Origin of the sequence: Desulfosporosinus sp. (assembly GCF_014237355.1) — a bacterium.
Taxonomy (GTDB): domain Bacteria; phylum Bacillota; class Desulfitobacteriia; order Desulfitobacteriales; family Desulfitobacteriaceae; genus Desulfosporosinus.
In genome coordinates, this window is sequence record NZ_JABZFS010000006.1 from 1 (window position 1) to 20,230 (window position 20,230).

Annotated in this window: 24 protein-coding genes, 3 pseudogenes and 1 other annotated feature; of the genes and pseudogenes, 19 read left to right on the top strand and 8 right to left on the bottom strand. The window is 36.0% G+C overall.

Translation table 11 applies throughout. The annotated features are described in order from the left end of the window. The first annotated feature begins 402 nt into the window (after positions 1-402). The 4 genes from HGJ98_RS01070 to tyrS all read left to right on the top strand — a co-directional run bounded on the left by HGJ98_RS01070 (position 403) and on the right by tyrS (position 3,524). The gene (locus HGJ98_RS01070; RefSeq protein ID WP_291349142.1) at positions 403-858 is read left to right on the top strand and encodes a hypothetical protein; all 456 of its coding nucleotides are present in this window, start codon (positions 403-405) and stop codon (positions 856-858) included. Positions 859-915: 57 nt separating this feature from the next. After that, positions 916-1,149, top strand: a complete 234-nt coding sequence (locus HGJ98_RS01075; protein ID WP_291349143.1) for a hypothetical protein — start codon at positions 916-918, stop codon at positions 1,147-1,149. 259 nt (positions 1,150-1,408) lie between these two features. Then, positions 1,409-1,939, top strand: a complete 531-nt coding sequence (locus tag HGJ98_RS01080; protein ID WP_291349144.1) for a TetR/AcrR family transcriptional regulator C-terminal domain-containing protein — start codon at positions 1,409-1,411, stop codon at positions 1,937-1,939. 86 nt (positions 1,940-2,025) lie between these two features. Beyond that, positions 2,026-2,256: a binding site (T-box leader), on the top strand. Between the two features lie 47 nt (positions 2,257-2,303). Next, on the top strand, positions 2,304-3,524 hold the full coding sequence (gene tyrS / locus HGJ98_RS01085) for a tyrosine--tRNA ligase (protein ID WP_291349145.1): 1,221 nt from the start codon (positions 2,304-2,306) through the stop codon (positions 3,522-3,524). A gap of 496 nt (positions 3,525-4,020) precedes the next feature. Here the strand turns inward: tyrS and HGJ98_RS01090 are convergent, their stop codons facing one another. Next, positions 4,021-4,194 carry a hypothetical protein gene (locus HGJ98_RS01090; protein ID WP_291349146.1) on the bottom strand — a complete coding sequence of 58 codons (174 nt, stop codon included), beginning with the start codon at positions 4,192-4,194 and terminating at the stop codon, positions 4,021-4,023. Positions 4,195-4,742: 548 nt separating this feature from the next. Here HGJ98_RS01090 and HGJ98_RS01095 point away from each other — a divergent pair. Continuing rightward, positions 4,743-4,973 carry a hypothetical protein gene (locus HGJ98_RS01095; RefSeq protein ID WP_291349147.1) on the top strand — a complete coding sequence of 77 codons (231 nt, stop codon included), beginning with the start codon at positions 4,743-4,745 and terminating at the stop codon, positions 4,971-4,973. A 287-nt stretch (positions 4,974-5,260) separates the two neighbouring features. Continuing rightward, positions 5,261-5,389 carry a hypothetical protein gene (locus HGJ98_RS01100; RefSeq protein WP_291349148.1) on the top strand — a complete coding sequence of 43 codons (129 nt, stop codon included), beginning with the start codon at positions 5,261-5,263 and terminating at the stop codon, positions 5,387-5,389. A gap of 813 nt (positions 5,390-6,202) precedes the next feature. Here HGJ98_RS01100 and HGJ98_RS22285 read toward each other — a convergent pair. From HGJ98_RS22285 to HGJ98_RS22295, 3 genes and pseudogenes are all read right to left on the bottom strand, one after another. Beyond that, positions 6,203-6,529: pseudogene (locus tag HGJ98_RS22285) on the bottom strand (transposase); the annotation flags it as partial. 40 nt (positions 6,530-6,569) lie between these two features. Next, complete coding sequence (locus HGJ98_RS22290) at positions 6,570-6,734, bottom strand: transposase (RefSeq protein ID WP_367142642.1); 165 nt, start codon at positions 6,732-6,734, stop codon at positions 6,570-6,572. Next, entirely contained in the window at positions 6,728-6,940 is a 213-nt protein-coding gene (locus HGJ98_RS22295) for a transposase zinc-binding domain-containing protein (RefSeq protein WP_367142644.1), read from the bottom strand. The genes HGJ98_RS22290 and HGJ98_RS22295 overlap by 7 nt, the downstream gene beginning before the upstream one ends. Positions 6,941-7,287: 347 nt before the next feature. On the opposite strand from HGJ98_RS22295, the gene HGJ98_RS01105 reads away from it, so the two are divergent. The 7 genes and pseudogenes from HGJ98_RS01105 to HGJ98_RS01135 all read left to right on the top strand — a co-directional run bounded on the left by HGJ98_RS01105 (position 7,288) and on the right by HGJ98_RS01135 (position 13,156). After that, positions 7,288-8,154 carry a MerR family transcriptional regulator gene (locus HGJ98_RS01105; RefSeq protein WP_291349149.1) on the top strand — a complete coding sequence of 289 codons (867 nt, stop codon included), beginning with the start codon at positions 7,288-7,290 and terminating at the stop codon, positions 8,152-8,154. A 112-nt stretch (positions 8,155-8,266) separates the two neighbouring features. Beyond that, complete coding sequence (locus tag HGJ98_RS01110) at positions 8,267-8,740, top strand: hypothetical protein (protein WP_291349150.1); 474 nt, start codon at positions 8,267-8,269, stop codon at positions 8,738-8,740. 201 nt (positions 8,741-8,941) lie between these two features. Continuing rightward, entirely contained in the window at positions 8,942-9,397 is a 456-nt protein-coding gene (locus HGJ98_RS01115; protein WP_291349151.1) for a hypothetical protein, read from the top strand. Positions 9,398-9,832: 435 nt separating this feature from the next. Then, positions 9,833-10,288: a hypothetical protein gene (locus HGJ98_RS01120; RefSeq protein WP_291349152.1), complete on the top strand. Its 456-nt coding sequence runs from the start codon at positions 9,833-9,835 to the stop codon at positions 10,286-10,288. A gap of 166 nt (positions 10,289-10,454) precedes the next feature. Continuing rightward, positions 10,455-10,888 (top strand): annotated as a pseudogene (locus HGJ98_RS01125) (GNAT family N-acetyltransferase). A gap of 374 nt (positions 10,889-11,262) precedes the next feature. After that, complete coding sequence (locus tag HGJ98_RS01130; RefSeq protein WP_291349153.1) at positions 11,263-11,496, top strand: hypothetical protein; 234 nt, start codon at positions 11,263-11,265, stop codon at positions 11,494-11,496. A 790-nt stretch (positions 11,497-12,286) separates the two neighbouring features. Beyond that, positions 12,287-13,156, top strand: coding sequence for a PhzF family phenazine biosynthesis protein (locus HGJ98_RS01135; RefSeq protein WP_291349154.1), 870 nt, complete (start codon positions 12,287-12,289; stop codon positions 13,154-13,156). 181 nt (positions 13,157-13,337) lie between these two features. On the opposite strand, the gene HGJ98_RS22300 is transcribed toward HGJ98_RS01135, so the two are convergent. The 3 genes from HGJ98_RS22300 to HGJ98_RS01145 all read right to left on the bottom strand — a co-directional run bounded on the left by HGJ98_RS22300 (position 13,338) and on the right by HGJ98_RS01145 (position 14,924). Beyond that, positions 13,338-13,445 carry a hypothetical protein gene (locus HGJ98_RS22300; protein WP_367142645.1) on the bottom strand — a complete coding sequence of 36 codons (108 nt, stop codon included), beginning with the start codon at positions 13,443-13,445 and terminating at the stop codon, positions 13,338-13,340. Further along, positions 13,432-13,707: a tyrosine-type recombinase/integrase gene (locus HGJ98_RS01140; RefSeq protein WP_367142643.1), complete on the bottom strand. Its 276-nt coding sequence runs from the start codon at positions 13,705-13,707 to the stop codon at positions 13,432-13,434. Before HGJ98_RS01140 ends, HGJ98_RS22300 begins: the two co-directional genes overlap by 14 nt. A 653-nt stretch (positions 13,708-14,360) precedes the next feature. Then, positions 14,361-14,924 carry a hypothetical protein gene (locus tag HGJ98_RS01145; protein WP_291349155.1) on the bottom strand — a complete coding sequence of 188 codons (564 nt, stop codon included), beginning with the start codon at positions 14,922-14,924 and terminating at the stop codon, positions 14,361-14,363. Positions 14,925-15,333: 409 nt separating this feature from the next. Between HGJ98_RS01145 and HGJ98_RS01150 the strand changes: the two genes are divergently transcribed. From HGJ98_RS01150 to HGJ98_RS01160, 3 genes are all read left to right on the top strand, one after another. After that, positions 15,334-15,576, top strand: coding sequence for a hypothetical protein (locus HGJ98_RS01150; RefSeq protein ID WP_291349156.1), 243 nt, complete (start codon positions 15,334-15,336; stop codon positions 15,574-15,576). Positions 15,577-15,687: 111 nt separating this feature from the next. Continuing rightward, the gene (locus HGJ98_RS01155) at positions 15,688-16,092 is read left to right on the top strand and encodes a nuclear transport factor 2 family protein (RefSeq protein ID WP_291349157.1); all 405 of its coding nucleotides are present in this window, start codon (positions 15,688-15,690) and stop codon (positions 16,090-16,092) included. 345 nt (positions 16,093-16,437) lie between these two features. Continuing rightward, positions 16,438-17,103, top strand: a complete 666-nt coding sequence (locus tag HGJ98_RS01160) for a hypothetical protein (RefSeq protein WP_291349158.1) — start codon at positions 16,438-16,440, stop codon at positions 17,101-17,103. Between the two features lie 112 nt (positions 17,104-17,215). Here the strand turns inward: HGJ98_RS01160 and mazF are convergent. Next, positions 17,216-17,556: pseudogene (mazF, locus tag HGJ98_RS01165) on the bottom strand (endoribonuclease MazF). A 647-nt stretch (positions 17,557-18,203) separates the two neighbouring features. Here mazF and HGJ98_RS01170 point away from each other — a divergent pair. The 3 genes from HGJ98_RS01170 to HGJ98_RS01180 all read left to right on the top strand — a co-directional run bounded on the left by HGJ98_RS01170 (position 18,204) and on the right by HGJ98_RS01180 (position 19,963). Then, positions 18,204-18,326: a hypothetical protein gene (locus tag HGJ98_RS01170; RefSeq protein WP_291349160.1), complete on the top strand. Its 123-nt coding sequence runs from the start codon at positions 18,204-18,206 to the stop codon at positions 18,324-18,326. 135 nt (positions 18,327-18,461) lie between these two features. Then, a complete protein-coding gene (locus tag HGJ98_RS01175; protein ID WP_291349161.1) occupies positions 18,462-19,370 on the top strand; it encodes a cation diffusion facilitator family transporter in 909 nt (302 codons plus the stop codon). Positions 19,371-19,555: 185 nt separating this feature from the next. After that, positions 19,556-19,963 (top strand): molybdenum cofactor biosynthesis protein MoaE, encoded by a 408-nt coding sequence (locus HGJ98_RS01180; protein WP_291349162.1) that lies wholly within the window; start codon positions 19,556-19,558, stop codon positions 19,961-19,963. The last annotated feature ends 267 nt before the right edge of the window (positions 19,964-20,230 follow it).

A 20,230-nucleotide genomic window follows, 5' to 3' on the forward strand; every position in this document is an offset into this window, starting at 1 on the left:
GCTATGTAATTATCCAAAGTTAGGTAACAGCATCACCACAAGAACAACCTTCTATTTACTCAAGCTCAGATTCGGAGTTTGAGCTTTTTTATGCCTAACTTCGGATAATTTGCTAGACATGTTACGAAGCATAAGTCTATTAGTCTTGCTTACCCAACTTCCAGTTATAGATAATTTGCAACCTGCATTCGCACCTATTTCCTCAAACTCCTATTATTCTCAAACCCTTCAGTAGAGATGGATGCCGCCCAACTTGGTGTTGGACGGCTTTTGTAGGATAATGCGTAGTAACACTTTAAATTGTGTTAGGAGTATACAGGAGTTTCGTTATGGAGACAATTAAAATATATGTTAGCGCATTACATAACTATAAATTTATTTAAGAGGAGAAATCCGAATTCTATGCTAGATACAATAGCAGTGGGAACCCTAGCTGGAGTGGTAGCGGTAATCGCCTATGAGATAGTGGATTGGCTTATCACTGGCTCTTTTGGGGCAGATTACACTGCACCATGGGAAGCAGGGGCTAACATTTACTTAAATGATGATTATATCCATACACCCTTTGGGTATATAACGGGGATGACAAACTCCCTTTTGATGACTTGTGCCATAGGAGTTTTAACGGCAATTGCGTTAAGAATATCGGGAAAAGATTTTTACCTTATTAAAGGCATTGGTATTTCCTTAATGTGGAGGCTTGGAACGTTTGGTATTTTAGCTCCCATTGTAGGAGTTGCTTCCCAAATAAACAATGAACCATACTCTCAATTTATTTTCTATATAAATTTTATTATCGTTGGAGCCGTCACATCGTATATTGTTGCGAAATATATGAAGCCTGTGGTTAAGAGATAAGTCCCTATTTACCAATGAATGCGGACGCAGAAGTGCTTTTAAATATAGATATGGCGAATGAACTATGAGGAAAGTTATCTTCTTGAGATAGATTACAAAATAGCAAAGTTATTTTTAAGATATGATACACGAGAAACATCTTGGGCAACTTTCTTAAAAGAAACTGGTTGGTTCACAGATGGAAATACTTCAAGAAAAGACGATGGATATTTTTATAAAATGTTAAAGATATACGAGAAGTCGATATATTCCGCCGAAATTGAGAAAATCACAATTCCTACAGCTTGTTGATACCATATTACAAAAAAATTGTTAGACTACACTAATACATATACTTCCAATTTTCCTTAAACTCTTAAGTAAGATGCCGTCCCTCCGCTGACTCAGGAGGGGTGGCATCAGTAGGATAATGGGAAGCTCATAGCAAAATGATTAGGGTTGGGAGCAAGCAAGTATTTGAGCAGAGGGCCTGAAAGCGATTAAACGTAGTCTTTTTCCGTAACAGAGATATAATGTATAATATATATTTAACTACTTATGGAGATATATTATGAACAGTAAGAAAATGTTAGCGGAATCACTTGAGAAGCTGTTACTGGAGAAGAACCTTGATGATATTCAGGTCAGTGAAATTGTAGCAGGTACATCTCTTTCAAGAAAGACCTTTTATCGCCATTTTAAAGATAAATATGACCTTGCAAGCTGGTACTTTGTCCAATTCTACGAAGCAAGCTTTGGCCGTATAACAGATGGGCTCACTTGGGAAGAGGCTTTGCTGAGCTATCTTGACATCTATCAAGAAAAATATAGTGTGTTGAAAAATGCCTATGCAAGCCGTGATATAAACGGTCTTCGTGGTTACGATATTGCGGTTACGAGAAAAACCTATGAAAAATATCTTACGATTAAGGGTGTTAATATTAATTCAGAGACAATGCGTTTTGCTATTCATATAGCATCTAGTGGCGGTACGGACATGGTTATTGAATGGCTCCTTAGCGGAATGAAAATGGAAAAGACCAAACTAGTATATTTGCTTAAACATACGTTGCCAAATGACATACTTAAGTATATTGATTAAAGAGAACTACAGAATGTCACACATGTGTCAATTTGTGACTTTACTTTTACTGCTTCCTCAACTACAATTCAATTAAATTTGATTATGCAAGAGCTATGAATGGAAGAAGTAGGTCAGTTTTCGTTATTCAGAGAATAGCCGGTTGGTGAGAGGCTATAGACGCGCTGATTCGAATACATCCTGGAGCCGCGATCTGAATTGATAGTAAGGTTTGATGGGTACGCCCGATACAGCGTGTAAGTGTATTTGCACTTGTTGAGGGAAATTCTGTGAGGAGTTTCCGAGCCAGAGGTGGTACCGCAATTTATGCCCTCTGTTCCATTGGAGCAGGGGCTTTTTAAATTTAAAAAAAGGAGCTTTTAGTATGATTTATGATGAATTAGTAGCTCGTGGTTTGATTGCCCAGGTTACCAACGAAGAAGAAATTAAACAACTTGTTAATAGCGGTAATGCAACATTTTATATTGGATTTGATCCAACTGCGGACTCATTGCATGTTGGACATTTTATGGCACTATCCCTTATGAAGCGTTTACAGATGGCGGGCAACAAACCTGTAGTCCTTTTAGGCGGTGGAACTGGCTATATCGGCGACCCATCTGGTCGTACTGACTTGCGCTCTATGATGACACCTGAAACAATCCAATATAACTGCGATTGCTTTAAGAAACAGATGGAAAGATTTATTGAATTCGGTAATGATAAGGCAATCATAGTTAACAATGTAGATTGGCTCTTAAAGCTGAATTACATTGAATTACTTCGTGATGTAGGAGCTCACTTCTCCGTAAATAATATGTTACGCGCAGAGTGTTATAAGCAGAGACTGGAAAAGGGTCTGTCTTTCCTAGAATTTAACTACATGATTATGCAGTCCTATGATTTTTATCACCTTTACAAAAATTATGGATGTAATATGCAATTTGGTGGGGATGACCAGTGGTCTAATATGTTAGGGGGCACAGACCTAATTCGACGTAAGTTAGGCAAAGATGCTTATGCCATGACAATTACACTACTAATGAATTCAGAAGGTAATAAGATGGGGAAAACTTCAAAAGGGGCTGTTTGGCTTGACCCCAACAAAACCTCCCCTTTTGAATTCTTCCAGTATTGGCGTAATATTGGTGATGCTGATGTTCTCAAATGTATACGTATGCTTACCTTCTTGCCACTTGAACAGATTGAAGTAATGGACGAATGGGAAGGCAGTCAGCTCAATGAAGCAAAGGAGATTCTGGCATATGAACTCACTAAGCTGGTCCACGGTGAAGTAGAAGCTCAAAAAGCTAAGAGCGTTTCTCACACTCTCTTTGCAGGTGGCACGGACGATTCCAACATGCCGACTACCGAGATTGAAGCCAAGCAACTGACTGATGATGCTATCAGTATTTTGGATTTGATGGTGTTGAGTGGTATAACTGCTTCTAGGAGTGAAGCAAGACGTCTGATTCAACAGGGTGGTTTATTTATTAATGATAATAAAGTTGAATCTATTGATGAAAATATTACTTCGGAACAACTGAAGAATGGTATAAGAATACGTAAAGGAAAGAAAACTTACCATAAGGCTATAATGACGTAAGGAATAATAACCTCGCAAACTAAAATATTTGAAGTATCCATTGTATTTGACCGATGGTTTAGCTACTAATTCTTACAACGCGTATAAATGGGGTAGCCACAATTTGGCGTTTTTTGACTTACCAAGTCATGGCTATTTCGGCTTTAAAATCTACGGATTCCTTTGCTAACACAGTTTTATTGTAATTTGAAGTCTGAGTATTTTTTCTCGTACTTATCGATAAGCGGGTAAAAAATGGCGGTTGTCATCATGCTGAGATAGGCAGTGATAAATCCAAAACTGAGCATCGAGAGGAGTCCCCCTAAGTTTAATGTGATTGGATGCGTTGCCAGGAAGACTGCTAAACCACACCAAAATCCTTGACAGAAGGGACAACTCAGGAGCTTCTTAAAGACATATCCTTTGGTTTTAAGGGTGTTTCTTATACTTTTAAAAAGGACGAAATCAAAAAGGAAAAAGCGAAGACTTAAAACCAGTAAAAGGTCATAAAGCATGGTTACTCACCATTAACGTTTGCGCAGCGTTCTAAAAGGATTTTGAACTGGTCCGTCGTTAGGGATACTTTTCCACCTAAATCATCCGTAATAATGACCTGATTCGTATCGGTGTTGATTTCAACAATTGGGCAGCAGCCCTGTTGACAGAGGGTTAATTTGAACGAATCTTTCATGTGTCCCGCTCCTTTGCTAAAATGTTCCTTATAGTTTATTAACACCGGAAAGATTTCGTGACAAGGGTCAGTACAACCACCGGTAAGCTAAGAGGAGCCATGTCAGCTTTGTTAGTTTTAGCGTGAAATACATTGACTTTTGTATCCGAGCTTCGCATTGTTCTAATTAAGCCTACTAACCACATGAACAGCTGTCCTCCACTGATATTCAACAACGCGAGGGTAGCTGTTCATTAATTTATATCCATTACTATTATCAGTGTTGGACGGCATGAGGAAAATGCGAATATAAGATAAATTTTCAATTCAGAGTGTTAAACTCCTATCTCTATTGAGGCAGGAGTTCTTTTTATTGAAACTTTAGAAAGTCTTAAGTTTTTCCCTCCTAATCTCTTAAGTTCTTTTCGTTAAGATTAGTCTTGTTGAGGGAGTGAAAAACATTATGAAGCACATGCTAACTTAACTGATAAATTAACATTCTTAATGAAATTTATAGAATCCCCCACGCAAGTAGCATTACGCCAAGTTCCAGGTTTCTTGCCGAGAAAATGGTTAGGCCCATTGATTGGGATCAGGTAAAAACAGTTGCTGAACTCGGTGCGGGAACAGGTGCTTTTACCAATTACATCAATGCGCTGAAGTCTCCCAATTGTAAGGTGGCAGTTTTTGAAAAAGATGAAGAGATGCGTGATCAGCTTTACATCTTATATCCCTGGGAAAGTATCTATTTAAAGCTCAAGAACTCCTTGAACATTTTGGACACTATGCCCTTGTCTTAAGCTACTTTTTCCCTGTGGTTCGTCATCTTGTCCCTTATCTTGTAGGAATTGGTAAAATGCCGTATCGTAAATGCTGCTTATTCCTATTCCACTGGTTTCTTATGGACTGTTCAGGCACCACATCCCCCCGCCTAAGATAAGAGCTATCTAAGGCGGGGGGACGTCGGGAATCCAAAACGTTATACGACACCGTTAAGCTTTAGTACTTTATTGCAGTTTAAAACTAATTAATTATCATGGGATAAGATCGATTAATTTTAATAGGCTTTAGTGAAGAGGGAGATTAAATGGGTGAAGATCAATTAAAGCAGTTTAATACGAGAAGGAAGAATGCACTTATTATATTGGTTGGGACAATATATTTGAGTTTTGCTGGACTTATATTAGGTCAAAATCCAAGCAATAGCAGACTTTAGTTATAAGCTACATGAGTTACTATTTCTACCTGTTAATATATCGATTTTTTTAATCCCAATTGAATTTATATTTTTATTTACTATTTTGTGAGAAGTAAAGGCTTTCGAAAGATAAAGGTATATTACAGAAAGCAAAGTCCTCAGCCATATTCCTTTCATTTATAGTTATTATCTTGATTGTTATATACCAAGGCAATAGTGTTAATACAAGTGGTATTGCGAAAGTAAGACCAATTATTGAAGGGAATAAATACTATTTGGATATTGATGGAAAAAAGATAAGATGCACTTCAAATGAGTATTATTTAGTTATTCCAAATGAAGACTACTTAGTTAATTACGATTTTAATAACTACTCAAATAAAGGTAAATTGAATACGATAAAACCCATTAATTAGTTATTAGGGATATTCTTAACCACGGCGTCGTATAACTTCTAGAGATTTTTGATGTTCGTAGACAGAGAAAAAGCCTTCGATTAAATTCAATAGCTAAAAGAAATTGTAATAATTCAATTCCAGAGTATTGAACCTCATGAATCTCCTGTTGTACTGAACCGTCTGCAGATAGACAGTTTGTGTGTCTATGGGGTTTCAATCTTTTCTATCAGGGTATAAATTGTCTGGGAATGGATGTCCTAATGAAAGATTCTCGTCCACAGTGAAAAACTGCAAGGGAAAACCCCGAAAAAGGGTAGACTTTCCCCCTCCCCAACTGGGTTGTTTTCCAGAGTTTTAATACGATTATGGACTTGCAGCCGAACATTTAAGTAAAAACTGTATAACATGAGGACTACCACAGTTAGGGCAGGTTTTAGCATTTTGGAGGTCTTAGATGGAGGAGGCGGATTGTTTCCAGTAGGCGTAAGTATTTAAAAATCTTTGTCTTAATATTATGGCTACAGAGAAGGCCATAATGTCTGATCTTAACGAAACGATTGGGCAGAACATGAAGAAAAAATTGTCTTGAAAACTCAGCAGCATCAAGAGTCATAACCTTGGCCTTATTGCCATCCTTGTAATCTCGCCAAGCAAAACTCACGGTCTGACCGTCAAAGGCTTGAATTCTAGAGTTGCTAATCGCTACTCTATGAGTATAACAACCAAGATAACGAACAACTTGCCCTGGAGATTTAAACGGTTTTTTACAAAAGACAACCCAATTGACACCGTATAAATTATCAACAAGAGAATGGAAATTGGACTAAGCAAAGTCCATCATTGGAAAGTCCCCCGCCAGGGACGATACAATGAACGTGGGGATGAAACGAGAGATTTTGTCCCCACGTATGAAGGACCCGTTGTAGCGCCAATCGTAGCCCCGAGAAATTTAGGGTCTTTAGCAATGTCCTACTGATTTAATCAAGATGGAATAAAGAAGCGCTTGATTTTGCAAAACAAGGGTGTTCAGTTCCTGAAGGGATCGTAAAAACGAATGGAAGTAACCGACCGGTAAAAGCTTGGACATTTGAGCCTCAACCCATTCCTGCTGAACTGAATGTTGGCATTTGGGACAATGCCTGTTACGACATGAGTTGAAGGAAACATCCAGAGAACCACAGTCTGTGCAGACTTGGGCATGGGAACCAAGTGTAGAGGTCTACAAACTCGAATCATATTAAAGGCTTTTGCCTGAGCCGGAGAAAGAGACTTCAGACGGACGGACTTAAAATGTCCTGAAGTTCAGGCAACCACGTCCGTCAAGAGGACTTCTCACCGAGGAGATATGCTTAGTTGATAGGTGGATATAGTTTGAGGTCGTTGAAATATCACTATGGCCCATGTACAAAGTGTTCCCGCTGAGTAGGATAACGCGAAGTAAGGTAATTTGGGTTTTCTTTAACAATCTATTGACTAGAACCTTGGGTGTTAGTGTATGCTTCTCTTGAGGTGATAGATATGTTGATTAATGAAGCAAGTAAGATAGCAAATTTGACTAAAAAGGCTATTGAATATTACACTGAACAAAAATTGGTTTTTCCTAATATCTTAAATAACGGATATCGGGATTTCGGCGAAAAAGATATAGAACGTTTAAAGAAAATTTCTGTATTCCGTAAACTCGGGCTTAGCACGGAAGAAATTAAAGCAGTGCTTGCCGATGAAACAAACAACACATTGCAAAAGATATCAGTACAAAAAGAATTAAATGTTCAGAGGGAACAGGCAAAAAAAGCTATTCTTGACCTACTAAGTTATGGCGAAAACTGTGCAAAAATATATGCTGAACTGATAGCTATTGAACAGAGTTCAACTGTAACCGAAAAGCTATTAGAGGCGTTTCCAGGCTACTACGGTCGATTTATTTGCCTGCATTTTGCACGATTTTTACATGATCCTATTTCAACTACAGAACAGCAAGCTGCGTATGAAGAAATCATAGCATTTCTGGACAATGTACCATCTTTGAGCTTCCCTGAAGAATTACGAGCGTTTTTAATCGAAAGTACAAAGCATATCAGCACTGGAAATATTTGCGATATGATAAAGAGTACAAAACAGTCTATTGACAATCCTGATAAATTCTTGTCTGAAAACAAGGAAATGTTAGAACAATATTTGGCATATAAGCGGTCCGAGGAATACAGAAATTCACCAGGTTTTAAATTTCAAACAATGCTTATAGAGTTTAATAGTACAAGTGGTTATTATGATGTATTTATTCCCGCAATGAAAAAATTAAGTGTTTCTTATGCGGAGTATCATAAGCAAATGGAAATTGCAAAGGAAAAATTTCTATTAAGATACCCTGAAATTCAAAGCTGAGCAACTAAGCGAATGAGCTAATTGGTATTAATGCAGCGTACCATTCTGAATATGCTGTTACGCATTCGTAGTAATGCTAAAACATATATTATTCATCCGTGAAGGAGAATGAATGAACAAGAAATCATTTATGGTTATTGCATGGGTATTGGTGGTTATCCTCGGAATCATAATTAAAACTCTAAACCCAACTCCCATCTGGGAGATAAATGCTAAACAGTTTAATAAGTCGTTTAATGTAATAAGTGGTAACGCAACCATAGATAATTTGTCGAGTTTTACTAGTTTTGAATGGGATACTTTATACAGTTTTGCACCATATACTCCAGAGAAGGTCGTATATCAAGTTGTAGGCTACCAATGGGATAAGATTAATTCAACAGTTAGCGAAGGAATGAACCAAATTGTATTTCTCAAGGAAGGTAAAGTAGTATGTTATATAGACGGATATCCTGACAAGTATAAAATATTTTTTGAATTTGGCCAGTATACTGGCAATCACTTTAAATTAACTTCTTCTGATAAATTGACTTTTCATATGATGGTCACGGATGGTGAAATCAGAAAGTTCAACTATGTCAAATAATACATTAAATGCCCTTTCATTTTGTTCCCACTTGTTCGCATTATTCTTAAACCCTTCAATAAAAATGCCGTCCCACCTTGTGATGGACGGCATTCGTAGGAACTGGAAATTAGTGGTCTGTTTTAATGGAAATGTTTTGATCAACTGGGAAAGGCTATTACAGGAAATATTACCAGGACGGATGACGAAAGGAGAACCTTAATGTTAGGGCTACTTGTATTTACCATAATTCCTCTCTGGCTTATGGCGTGCGTCTTTATAGTTCCTTGGTCAATCGTTAGAATCTTTGGGTATTTAAAGGTCAAAAACTATAGTCTGTTAATTATGCTATCCTCATTATACGGAGGCTTAACTTTTATTAAATTATTTTCAGCGGTGGTTAATGATCTTGGTCGCGGAGGAAATAATCTAGTATTAAAGATAATTCCGACTGTGTTTAACTATTTGGCTCAAATCCCTTCCGATGAGACCATGCCTAACGGACTTGGCACAGGACTATATGTAGTTGGAAATTGGTATGCAAAAGGTCACTATATTCACCTTGCTACCTTAAATGAAATTCAAATAGATGTGTATCATGTAATAATTGGTTTATGGTGGATTATTACAGTTGTTGTTTTTCCGATATGGAGCTTTACTCTACTCAAAAGAAGATAATAAATGGTCTGTTTAAGGACTTTAGTCCATGTGGCATTAGTTATTACAAAAACTTCCAGTATTCTTAAACTGGACCTTATGGTGGTAGGCTAATGGAGAATAAGTATACAATATCTAATAAATTTGGGGGTGTTATTTTGCTAAAGATAAATAAATGTTCAGCAGTTAGAGCAGTGGCTCGATGAGAACCACTGGTTTCATGATGCCCATATCTATAATCTTTCTCCATTAGATACAAATAATAGAGTACCCGATGAGGTAAGGTTTACTATTTCCTATCAAATCTATGGCAATTATGAAGGTGGTACACCTAAAAAAGACAAACAATATACCGTCACTGCTAAAAATACAAGACTATGGACTTTTAATAGTGAAACATACTACAGTCCGGATCATTGTATCGAGGGAATTGAAGTCATTGATAAATTACAATAATTGGCCCCCCAAGTTATTGAAGGGATAACAAAAGCTTGGACGAGCGAAAGGGAAATTTCCGTAGAGCTTAATAATTTGCCAACAGCTTCAGATTGGGTTAATTGGCTGTCTAAAGAAGGTTCTTATGTAGCATGGCGTTATGGATATGGAGAAGCTAAGTCGCCTAACAAATTAACCTACCCGGATTACTCTGGGTGGTTTCTACAAGAAGAAAAGAGAATTGAGAACACAGACTTTGGTGTACTATTTAAGTTTGTTGAAGTCAGAGATCAGAAAGGTCATATTACTATTGAAAAGTATGACGTTAATGCAGAATCTTTATGGTTAGCGATTAACAGAATTGTGGCTAACCAAAGGTTAGCTATTATAAGAAGCGGTAATTGTAAATTTGAAGGGCATGAATGGTTAGACTTTGTGGATCATGGTTTAATGCCAGAGCGATATATCTTTAAGTAAGACTTTCCTCACACTTAGAATAGATGATAGCTATATTTGATAACGATTAATATTAAGTGCATTATTCTTAAAACCATCACTATAAATACCGTTCATCTCAGTGATTGCCGGCTTTCACAAGATAACTCAATGTAAAGAAAATCCTTTATGGTAGGAGGCATAGAGAATGATTGTTAGGGAAATGGTTGCAGATGACATATCTGACCTTGCAAAGTTATATTCACAATTCTGGAATGAAGAATCTTGCGTTGAAGCTATGCATAAGCAGTTTATCAAACTTCAAAAAAAAGTTCGCACATAGTACTAAGTGCTATTGAAAATGACATGTTGATTGGTTCTGTTATGGGAGTAATATGCGAGGAATTATATGGGGATTGTAAGCCCTTTTTAGTGCTAGAAAACATGATAATTGATAAAGCATATAGGAACCAAGGAGTGGGAAAAGAATTAATATCCGAGCTTGAGAAAATTGCTACTAAAAGGAATTGCACTCAAGTGATACTTGTAACAGAAAGCGACAGAATTGATGCCTGTAAATTCTACGAGTCAGCAGGATATAGTTCCCAAACGCATAAAGGTTTTAAAAAGAAGCTCAAATGATTTTATTGGTGTTACGCATATTCTTAAACCGTGGTTTATTATCGGATAACACAGGGGGGAGGTTAAACATGGGTAGAAATAAATATGTTGGTAAGTGGACTGAAACAGGGGCAAAGAAAATTGATGTACAGTTTACCCGTGAAAACCTCGATTTTCTGCCAATTTTTTTATAATGAGCTAATACAAACACTTAAGATTATGGGGTTACTGTAATACGCATTATTCTTAAAACCGTGACGATGAGTAGGATGATGGGAATGAGGTAATATATGCAGAGCATATCTGTTCGATTTGGGGGTCAGCATGGATAAAGTTTGGAAAAGGTCTCTTAAAAAAGCGATTAAATCACAGGAATAGAGGTCGGAAGGTTTATCTTGGAATTTGACCCTCTTGGCATTGGTAGCTGTTGTCCAGTAGATGAGTATGATGATTTAGTTCGTAACGTAGTAAGCATTTTAAATCGAAAAGATTACACCCTAGAGGATAGGAAGGAAAAATTAACGGAAATTATCAGGGGATATGCTGACATATCAATAAAGTATAACGATGTAGTTATTGAAAACGTAAATAGAATATTATTTTGGTGGCAAAGTCAAACTATAAAATAAAAACTGGATGGTGTGTGGTCCTAAGAACATTATGTCAATGACTATCGTCAATTCACATTTATTCTCAATAGGTGGTAATAAAAATCTAAAAGGACTGTTTATGAATTACTCAAGTATAAAAGTTGCAATTTTAGATATTTATGAAGAAGAAACCCTTTTCATGTAGTTAACCATTTGGATAATCACGGAATCCAGTTAGAACGGGATAAGATTCTTATACTCTTTCAGTTATCTACGAATGCCGCCCAACTTGGTGTTGGGCGGCATTCGTAGATAACTGGTTGTTCACTAAATGGGAGTTTAGCGAACAAAATAAAGTTCTAAACTACCGAGGTTAGTGCATCGATTATTGAGAAATCAGTTACTTGTGAGAGATCCTACGCAGGAGGAAATATATGCTAATATGACGAAAACATATAAAGTAAGATATTGATTTTTTAAATGGAGTTATTTAAATATATTTCTTGGAAAGAGAGGATGGAGTGGTTTGAAGAAGTTCGCCAATCTTATTATTATTCTCTTTACCTCTTTATTAGCTGCTTGCGAAGTTTTGTTTTTAGGACTAATTTTCTTGAGTAATGCTCTTAGTTCATTCTCAGTCGGATTCGTTGGAATTATGTCTAGTATGCAAATATTTCTTAGTTTCTTTTTTGTTGCAATATATGTAGTTGTCTTATTCTATTTCATTAAGACTAAACAAAAAGCAATGATAATAACTTCTTTAATTGGTCTGGTCTCTCATGTAGCTTTATGGATGTTTATTTCTAAACTTTGAAGATTGGAGAATTTCATGAAAATTGTTGTTTATACATTAAATGCTTTTGCAAAAACTGAAAACGGAGGAAACCCTTCTGGTGTTGTTTTGGATGCTGAATTCTTATCTGAATTTAAAATGCAGGACATAGCAAAAAAAGTTGGGTTCTCCGAAACCGCATTCATTCAAAAATCAGACGTTTCAGATTATAAGATTCGATTCTTTACTCCTAAAACGGAAGTTGATTTGTGTGGACATGCCACTATAGCAGCATTTTCTCTACTTGCCCAGAAAGGGATTATTGAGATAGGAGAGTATACACAGGAAACAAAAGCAGGAATTCTGATGGTGGAGAATCATCAAGATGAAACTATTTATATGTGTCAAAACAGGCCTACTTATTACGAAGAAATTGACAAGCAAGAGCTTGCAGATTCTCTGAATATTAACGAAAGCATTATTATGCAGAACTATCCTACTCAAATTGTATCTACGGGATTAAGAGATATTATTATTCCGATAAACACATTGAATGATCTTCACGAGATAAAACCGAACTTTACTAAGATAGCATCCGTAAGCAAAAAATATAATGTGATTGGTTATCATGTTTTTACCTTAGATACGAAGTATTCTTCAACTGCTCACTGTAGGAATTTTGCTCCTTTATATGAAATTACAGAGGAAGCCGCCACAGGCACATCTAACGGAGCTTTGAGCTGCTATTTATTCAGATATGGAATTATATCTAAAAATACTGCAAGATACCTAGTTTTTGAGCAGGGATATTCGATGAAAAGACCTTCAGAAATATTGACTAGCTTAGATATCCAGAATAAAGAAATCATAGGGGTCAAAGTTGGGGGAGTTGCCAGATATATAAGTAAGATGGAGATTGATTTATAAAAAGTATGGAATGAAAACGGCTTAAGGTTCTCAGCGTCCATGCTGCTCTCGGCTCTGCGGGGCTTGGTCCGTCGTATAACAAGGCATTACCTCAACTTTGCCAATATGCATGTGGTTGGGACGCTGCGGTAATGCCAAAACGTTATTCCCATTAGTATTATAATCATGTAGTTGAGAAAATCTAATTAAACATCATGGCAAGAGGATTTGAATTAACGGCAGATTGCAGTTGATGTTCATCAATATGAGTATAAATCTCAGTTGTGGCCACGCTCTCATGCCCTAAAATTTGTTGAAGCGAGCGTAAATCTACCCGCCCGTAAAGGTAGCAGCGGTATGTCGGAGCTTATGGGCAGATATCGCTTTAGGATCAAGCCCTGAAGCAATGATATATTTCTTATTTGCAACCAATTGTTAATCGATCTTTTGACGGCAGGAGTCAAAAAGATTTTGCGTTCTTTATTCCCTTTACCGATGACACGAATGACCTCATTATCAACCTGGTCAAGACTAAGACTAGCAAGCTCAGATAAACGCAAAGCACAATTCAAGAAAATCGTGATAATACAATGATCTCTTGGTGACTTCTGACTTTGAATGAGAACTCTGACGGATTCCTCTAAACTTAAATATTTAGGTATCCTTCTAGGAAGTTTTGGAGTTTCTAATTCTTCCGAAATATTGTTTTCAATAAGGTGAGCCTTAGTTTTGAGGTATTTCCAGAATTGACGGATCGAAACAATTTTTCTGCTCGTGTACCAGGGGCAGCATGTAGTTCATTTTGGCAATAGGTAATAAAGGAATACATATCGTTTAGCGATATTGACTTAACAAAGTCAATATTAACAATTTGAGAAATTGCCATGAAGAACAGGTGTATTAAGTGATTCCATAACAAAATTTAAAAACATCAATAAATCCGTCCGATACTCCTTAATAGTATTTTCTGTCGTCCCTTTATAACGGTTAGATACCCAAGATACTGTTCGACCAATTGACAAGTCTTGTTTGATTGCATAGTATATCACTCCTCCTTTCTAAGTATTATTGACAAATTGAGGAGAGTGATTTCAATATTTGGAGGTAATACTATGACTGCAGTATCAGTAGGATGACTGGAAGTTCACTAAATGGGAGTTTAGCGAACCAATAACAAAAAGGCACTCACAAGATTTTTACTATACTAAGAGTGCCTAAACATTTATTAATGGAATATAGATTGAACAGGTTGAATATTATCATTTTTTGACCCTATTATTTGCTCGGTTGTTAGTTCTGTTGATTGCAAGTAATCATTTTGAGGTGGAGTATCAAACAAAGAATTATCACCTAGTTTAGCAGCTGTGAATACTGATGCTAAACCAAATAATGCATGAGATAGTAGATATGAAAGATTACTATTAGCATCTTTTGGTCTCACCTTGTTTTGAGCAAAGCCACTAAGTATAGCTGTTATCACCGACCCAAACGTAACTCCCAAAAATATACCTTTGGGAACTAATTTGTCTCGACCAAAAGTAGTTAACAGTTTAACCGCTGATACTCCGCCGACCATACATAACCCTATATTCATCATTGTTCCAAGAAGTTGTCCTTGCCATTTTTCCGCTTGTCTACGAGAAGATACCCACACTCCAGCGGCTGTCGTCGCATAAGATCGTTGAGAAATTCTCATTTTTGAGGAGATAATATCAGTTCCCATTAAAGCTATTAAGCCTACAAGACCAGATATCATTCCGAGAAAAATTCTATCAGTTATTTTTTTCAAATTAATCACACTCCTTTTACTTAGATTTTCCCTTTTTAAAAAAAAGATGCTAGAAATTTATTGAGTTAAAATATCTTTAAAAGGATTACAATACTTTATGGTGTGAATGTTCTTCGCTAAAGACCCATATTTTGAATGTATCTTAAAACTTTTAACTTACACAAATTCTTAAACTCTTCAGTAAAAATGCCGTCCCACCCCTTGTGTTGGACGGCATTCGTAGGATAATGGAAATAAATGGATTATTATATTATAAGCAACTTTGGAAAAGGTTATTTCAAGAGGTATACAGAATATAGTTTGAAGTATGGATTTCATGAAATATTGCTGGTGCATACTTGTAAGTAAATGTATATATTATGTGATGGATATTCAATGGCGAATCATTAAAGTAATTGGAGGAAATTAAGTGGGCTTCTATTGGATAGGATTTATCTTTTGGGTGTTGATTGGAACTGGTCTGTTACTATCTTTATACGGACTATGCAAGAAATCATGGAAGGCCCTGCTTTTAAGTGGGGTAGTATTAATACTACCAATGCTTTATTTTGGTGGTGCTGAAAATTGGTTTAGAATCCTTGCATTTGTACCACTACTTCCCTTTGTACTTGCATATTACACAAAGAAAAAGGTCGGAATTCTTAAGAGATAAAGGACTTTTTTGCACAACAGGTTGAACGATTCTCTTAAATAGCGTGCTACAAGGCAGGTCCCACTAACTTATTCGTGACCCCAATACTCTACGGAATGGGGGAATAAAATGTTGGATAAAATTGAAGATGCTGAGCTCACTAATTTTATAAAAGAATATGATAAGTGCTTTCTTGAACGAAATATTGAAAAATTAAAATCATTTTATCCTGAAGACGACAATGAATTAGTATATTTTGATAATCACAAAAATAATGATACATATTCTGTAGATGAGCATTTAAAATTATTGTATCATTTTTTTAAAAATGGTAAAACAACAGAATCAGGTACAGTTGAAGAACTAACAATGGAAAATATTCATTATTTTAAAACAGAAAGTTCTGCTTGTGTTTGTTTTTATGCACGGTATAAAAGTTTCCCAGAACCAGCAGTAAGAACAACAATGTACTTAGAGAAAAACAGAGGGGTATGGAAGATGAAACATGTACATTGTTCATTCGAACCAGAAAAATAGTATGCGGAGTAGCTTCCAGTTATTCTTTAACCCATCAGTATAATATGCCATCCCACCTGACGGTACTCACGACATTTTTGTCTAGTAAGGAAATTAAGAGGCAGAGAAGCTACTATTTGCACTAAACGGTGGAAAGATTTAAGGCGTAAGGTACTTCACATTTTAATTAAACCCAGTAGTATAAATGCCGTCCAACCTTTATGTCGTTGGACGGCATTCGTAGGATGTTCTAAATTTCAGTAAGTAAGAGAAAATTTATGAAAATAAAAATAATTAAAGTTAGGTGTTCTTAATGTGTCAGTAAACTAAAAATAAACACGTCTGTTATTTACAGGAGGTGGCAATTTGAAAAAAATCCTTATATCTATCATGGTCTTAATTCTTTCCCTGACTGGGTGTGCTCAAACAAAGCCAGCGGTGGAGATTGATTGGGTTGATTTTATTAACCATAGGAATATCACTTACATGGCAACAGAATTCACCGCAAGCGCAGATAAGATTGAATCTGAAATTGGTAAAACTTTGTTTAAGGTATCCGATAATATCCATGACCCAAATTATAAAACCAAAGATGGCGATGCGGCCTTTTTAGTAGTAGGGACACCAATCTATAAAATTAAAGATTACAAGACTGAATTTAGAGTTGCCGTAAAAAAAGAAGGCCAATTTATTGTTTATCAAGTATCCCGTAATCCAAACGCTAAAACTGGAAAAGACCTCTTTGATATTAAAAATAAAGTTGTTTCAGTTTCCATAAACAGTGCAGTTGACAATTCTAAGATTGTTGATATTGCGGATCGGGTAACGATTGAAAAAATCGTTTTAAACCTACTTAATGCACAAGTTATCAGCCCAATGGAAGGTAAGAGTGAGAAACGGTATTTTTTATCATTCAATCTTCAAGACGAGACCTCTTTTAATCGTACTTACTGGTTGGATGAAAATATTGTTTGGGGGGATTTAAAGCCGTCCGAGGAATTTAAGCAACTAATAACCAACGCCCTACCTTAAAATCAGGACATTTCATAAAAGAACAGTTAGTTAAACACATATTTAAAAGATGTTCAATAAAAAAGACTATGACTAAGCTTTATCGGGCAACTAACCCTAGCCTAATCATAACTTACTTTATGATCGCTTCTAATTTAAGAATAACCTCTTCAATCGTTTCTTCCGGCACTTTGCATATAAAACTCGCGTTTTTAACTCTCCAGTCTAGAGATTTAATTTGATCTGCCAACACAACGCTCTGATTTCTAATTCCTCAGGAAGTTTAACTTCGAATGGAAATCCTTTTACCCGGCTGGTAATCGGGCAAAAAATACCCATCCCTGTCTTATTATTATATTCCTTTGCGGATATAACCAAGGCAGGTCTGGTCCCTTGCTGTTCAGGCCCGGCCTGTGGATTTAACTGAATCCATACTATATCACCACGTTCTGGTGCATAATTATTAAACATCATGGCAAGAGGATTTGAATTAACGGCAGATTGCAGTTGATGTTCGTCAATATGAGTATAAACTTTATGTGAAGCTTTTATTTAGTAGGGGGTTATAATGAAATCAACCATTACTGTTTTAAAAAGAAAGTGGTACATACTTCTACTATTAATACCAAGTACAATAGTCGCTTATTTCATATCATTAATATTTGGGTTTTATATTGCCAATTTGTATCATTCTGATTACTTAGGTATACAAGTTATGAAATTGATATTTGCTGTAATTGCTCCACTACCTATGTTGCTTTTCCATATAGATTTTTGGAGAATTGTTGAAATAAAGGTTGTAGCTATATTGTTCTCACTATTCTTACAAACCTTATTAATTGCGGTCTTTTGGATACTAATAAATAGCTTTTAAGGTGTATTGTTGGTGCAAAGCTCTTGTACAAGGAAATCTTAAGAAAATCGTAATAATACAATGATCTCTTGGTGACTTCTGACTTTGAATGAGAACTCTGACAGATTCCTCTAAACTTAAGAAAATATTGAGCTCTATCAGACTATCGGCGCATATTAATCAACACTTTTGAAGTAAATGGTAAATTATTTTAACGATTTGGAGAAATAATATAAATGCAAATAGGTAGCGAGGAGGATATTAAAAATTGAGTCAGAAGCCTATAATTGGAAGTGGTAAAGGGAAAGGAAAAGAACCAAGTGAAACACACGGTAAAGCGAAAAAGAATGTGTTAGAAGGCAGAGCACATGAAAGTTATATAGAAAAATAAAATTAAGGGGTAGCAAGAGTAATAGTTGCTACCTCTTAATGCTTGCCAACTAATTCATAAAGACTAGAAGCATTTTCTTTGACTAAACGAGCATAAATTGGTGAAAAAAATATAACGGGAAAGGAGATAAAATTTATGGGGCACGGTCACCAGGGACATGATCATGGTATAAGCCGCGAAGAAAGCAAAAAAGGACTAACCACAGCATTAATAATCACTTTCTGTATTATGATATTGGAGTTTATTGGTGGACTAATTACTAATAGCCTTGCATTATTATCTGATGCTGGACATATGCTAAGTGATTCTAGTTCATTAGTTTTAAGTTTAGTGGCTTTTTGGTTTGCAGCCAAACCACCATCTCCAAATAAAACATATGGATTTTACCGCTTTGAAATATTAGCCGCTTTTTTTAATGGGATCACTCTTTTTCTTATGGCAGGATGGATTGTTTACGAAGCATATGAAAGAATTGTCGAACCTCCTACTGTTTCAAGCGAAGCTATGATCCTTATTGCAGGTATCGGATTAATCGCTAATCTTTTAAGTGCTTATTTCCTTATGCAACACGGAAATGTTAAAGGAAATGTTAATGTAAAAAGTGCTTATTTACACGTTATTGGGGATGCTCTAGGCTCTTTTGGTGCAATTATTGCAGGTATTCTAATGATGATTTTTGATTGGTACGTCGCAGACCCAATCATTAGCGTCGTTGTTGCATTATTAATTCTAAAAAGTGCTTGGGATGTATTAAAAACCTCTATTCATATTTTAATGGAAGGTACGCCAATTACAATTGATCAAAAAGAAGTTAGAAAAACATTATTGTCTATTGAAGGAATTGAAGATATTCATGATTTACACATTTGGACCATAACATCAGGCTTAGATTCATTAACATGTCATGTGTTGATAGATGATAATCAAACTGATCAAGATATATTACAGCAAGTAATAGATTTAATCAGAGATAAATATGAAATTGTTCATACAACTGTACAAATAGAAAAAAGAGATTTGCAACACAAAGTATTAAAAATATAGCCTTATCTTTTGAAGGGTTCGTTTTCTTTACCAAGAAACCATGAATTGTCACCACTTATTCCAAATAAATTATTGATAAATTGTGCTGTGCCCAACTTCCAATGGTATAATTGGCAGAAGTAGGGGAGTGGGGGACATTTGTAAAATCCAGTTCTACGAGCTTTTGAATGGGAGTGTATTAATTTATGATTAATAAAAAAATGAAGAAACTATCGCCATCAATAGATGAATGGCTCAAAGAAGCAAAAACTGATCCGGCAGCGTTACAGGAAGGGATGTTTTTAGTTCATAATGGTGTTGTGCGCCAAACCCCTAAAGCCAAGGTGCGCCAAGGAATTGATGACGGTTCAATGGTAACGGGAATGGAATTTGCTTATGATGCAGCAAAGGTTGATACGGCCATTGAAGAAACCTATATGATGGATGGTATCTTCTATGTCAGGGTTTGGCTCAATGAAGGCCAACTTGAAGTTGGCGACGACATAATGTATGTGTTAATAGGCGGCGACATCAGACCACATGTAGTTGATGCACTACAATTTCTAGTTGAAAAAATCAAAAGCGAATGTGTTACTGAAATTGAACAAAAATAGTTTTGCTTTGAATAATAGACAGTTTTTAGACTTAACTAAAGCCGTCTATTTTTCTATCATCCTTGCCATTAGTGGTTCTAAATCTTCGAATATAGAAATTATTAAATTTTTCATAAGGTATCAGAATCAGTCCTACTGTTACGTCTATTAAATATAGTAGAGTACCTATGAAAGCTATGAGTAGGCTTAGGGCGCTATACGCTTCTGAAATGTATGGTATGAGAGCATTAGTCAGACATCTTTAAAATACTTAGAGAAAAGGTAGGA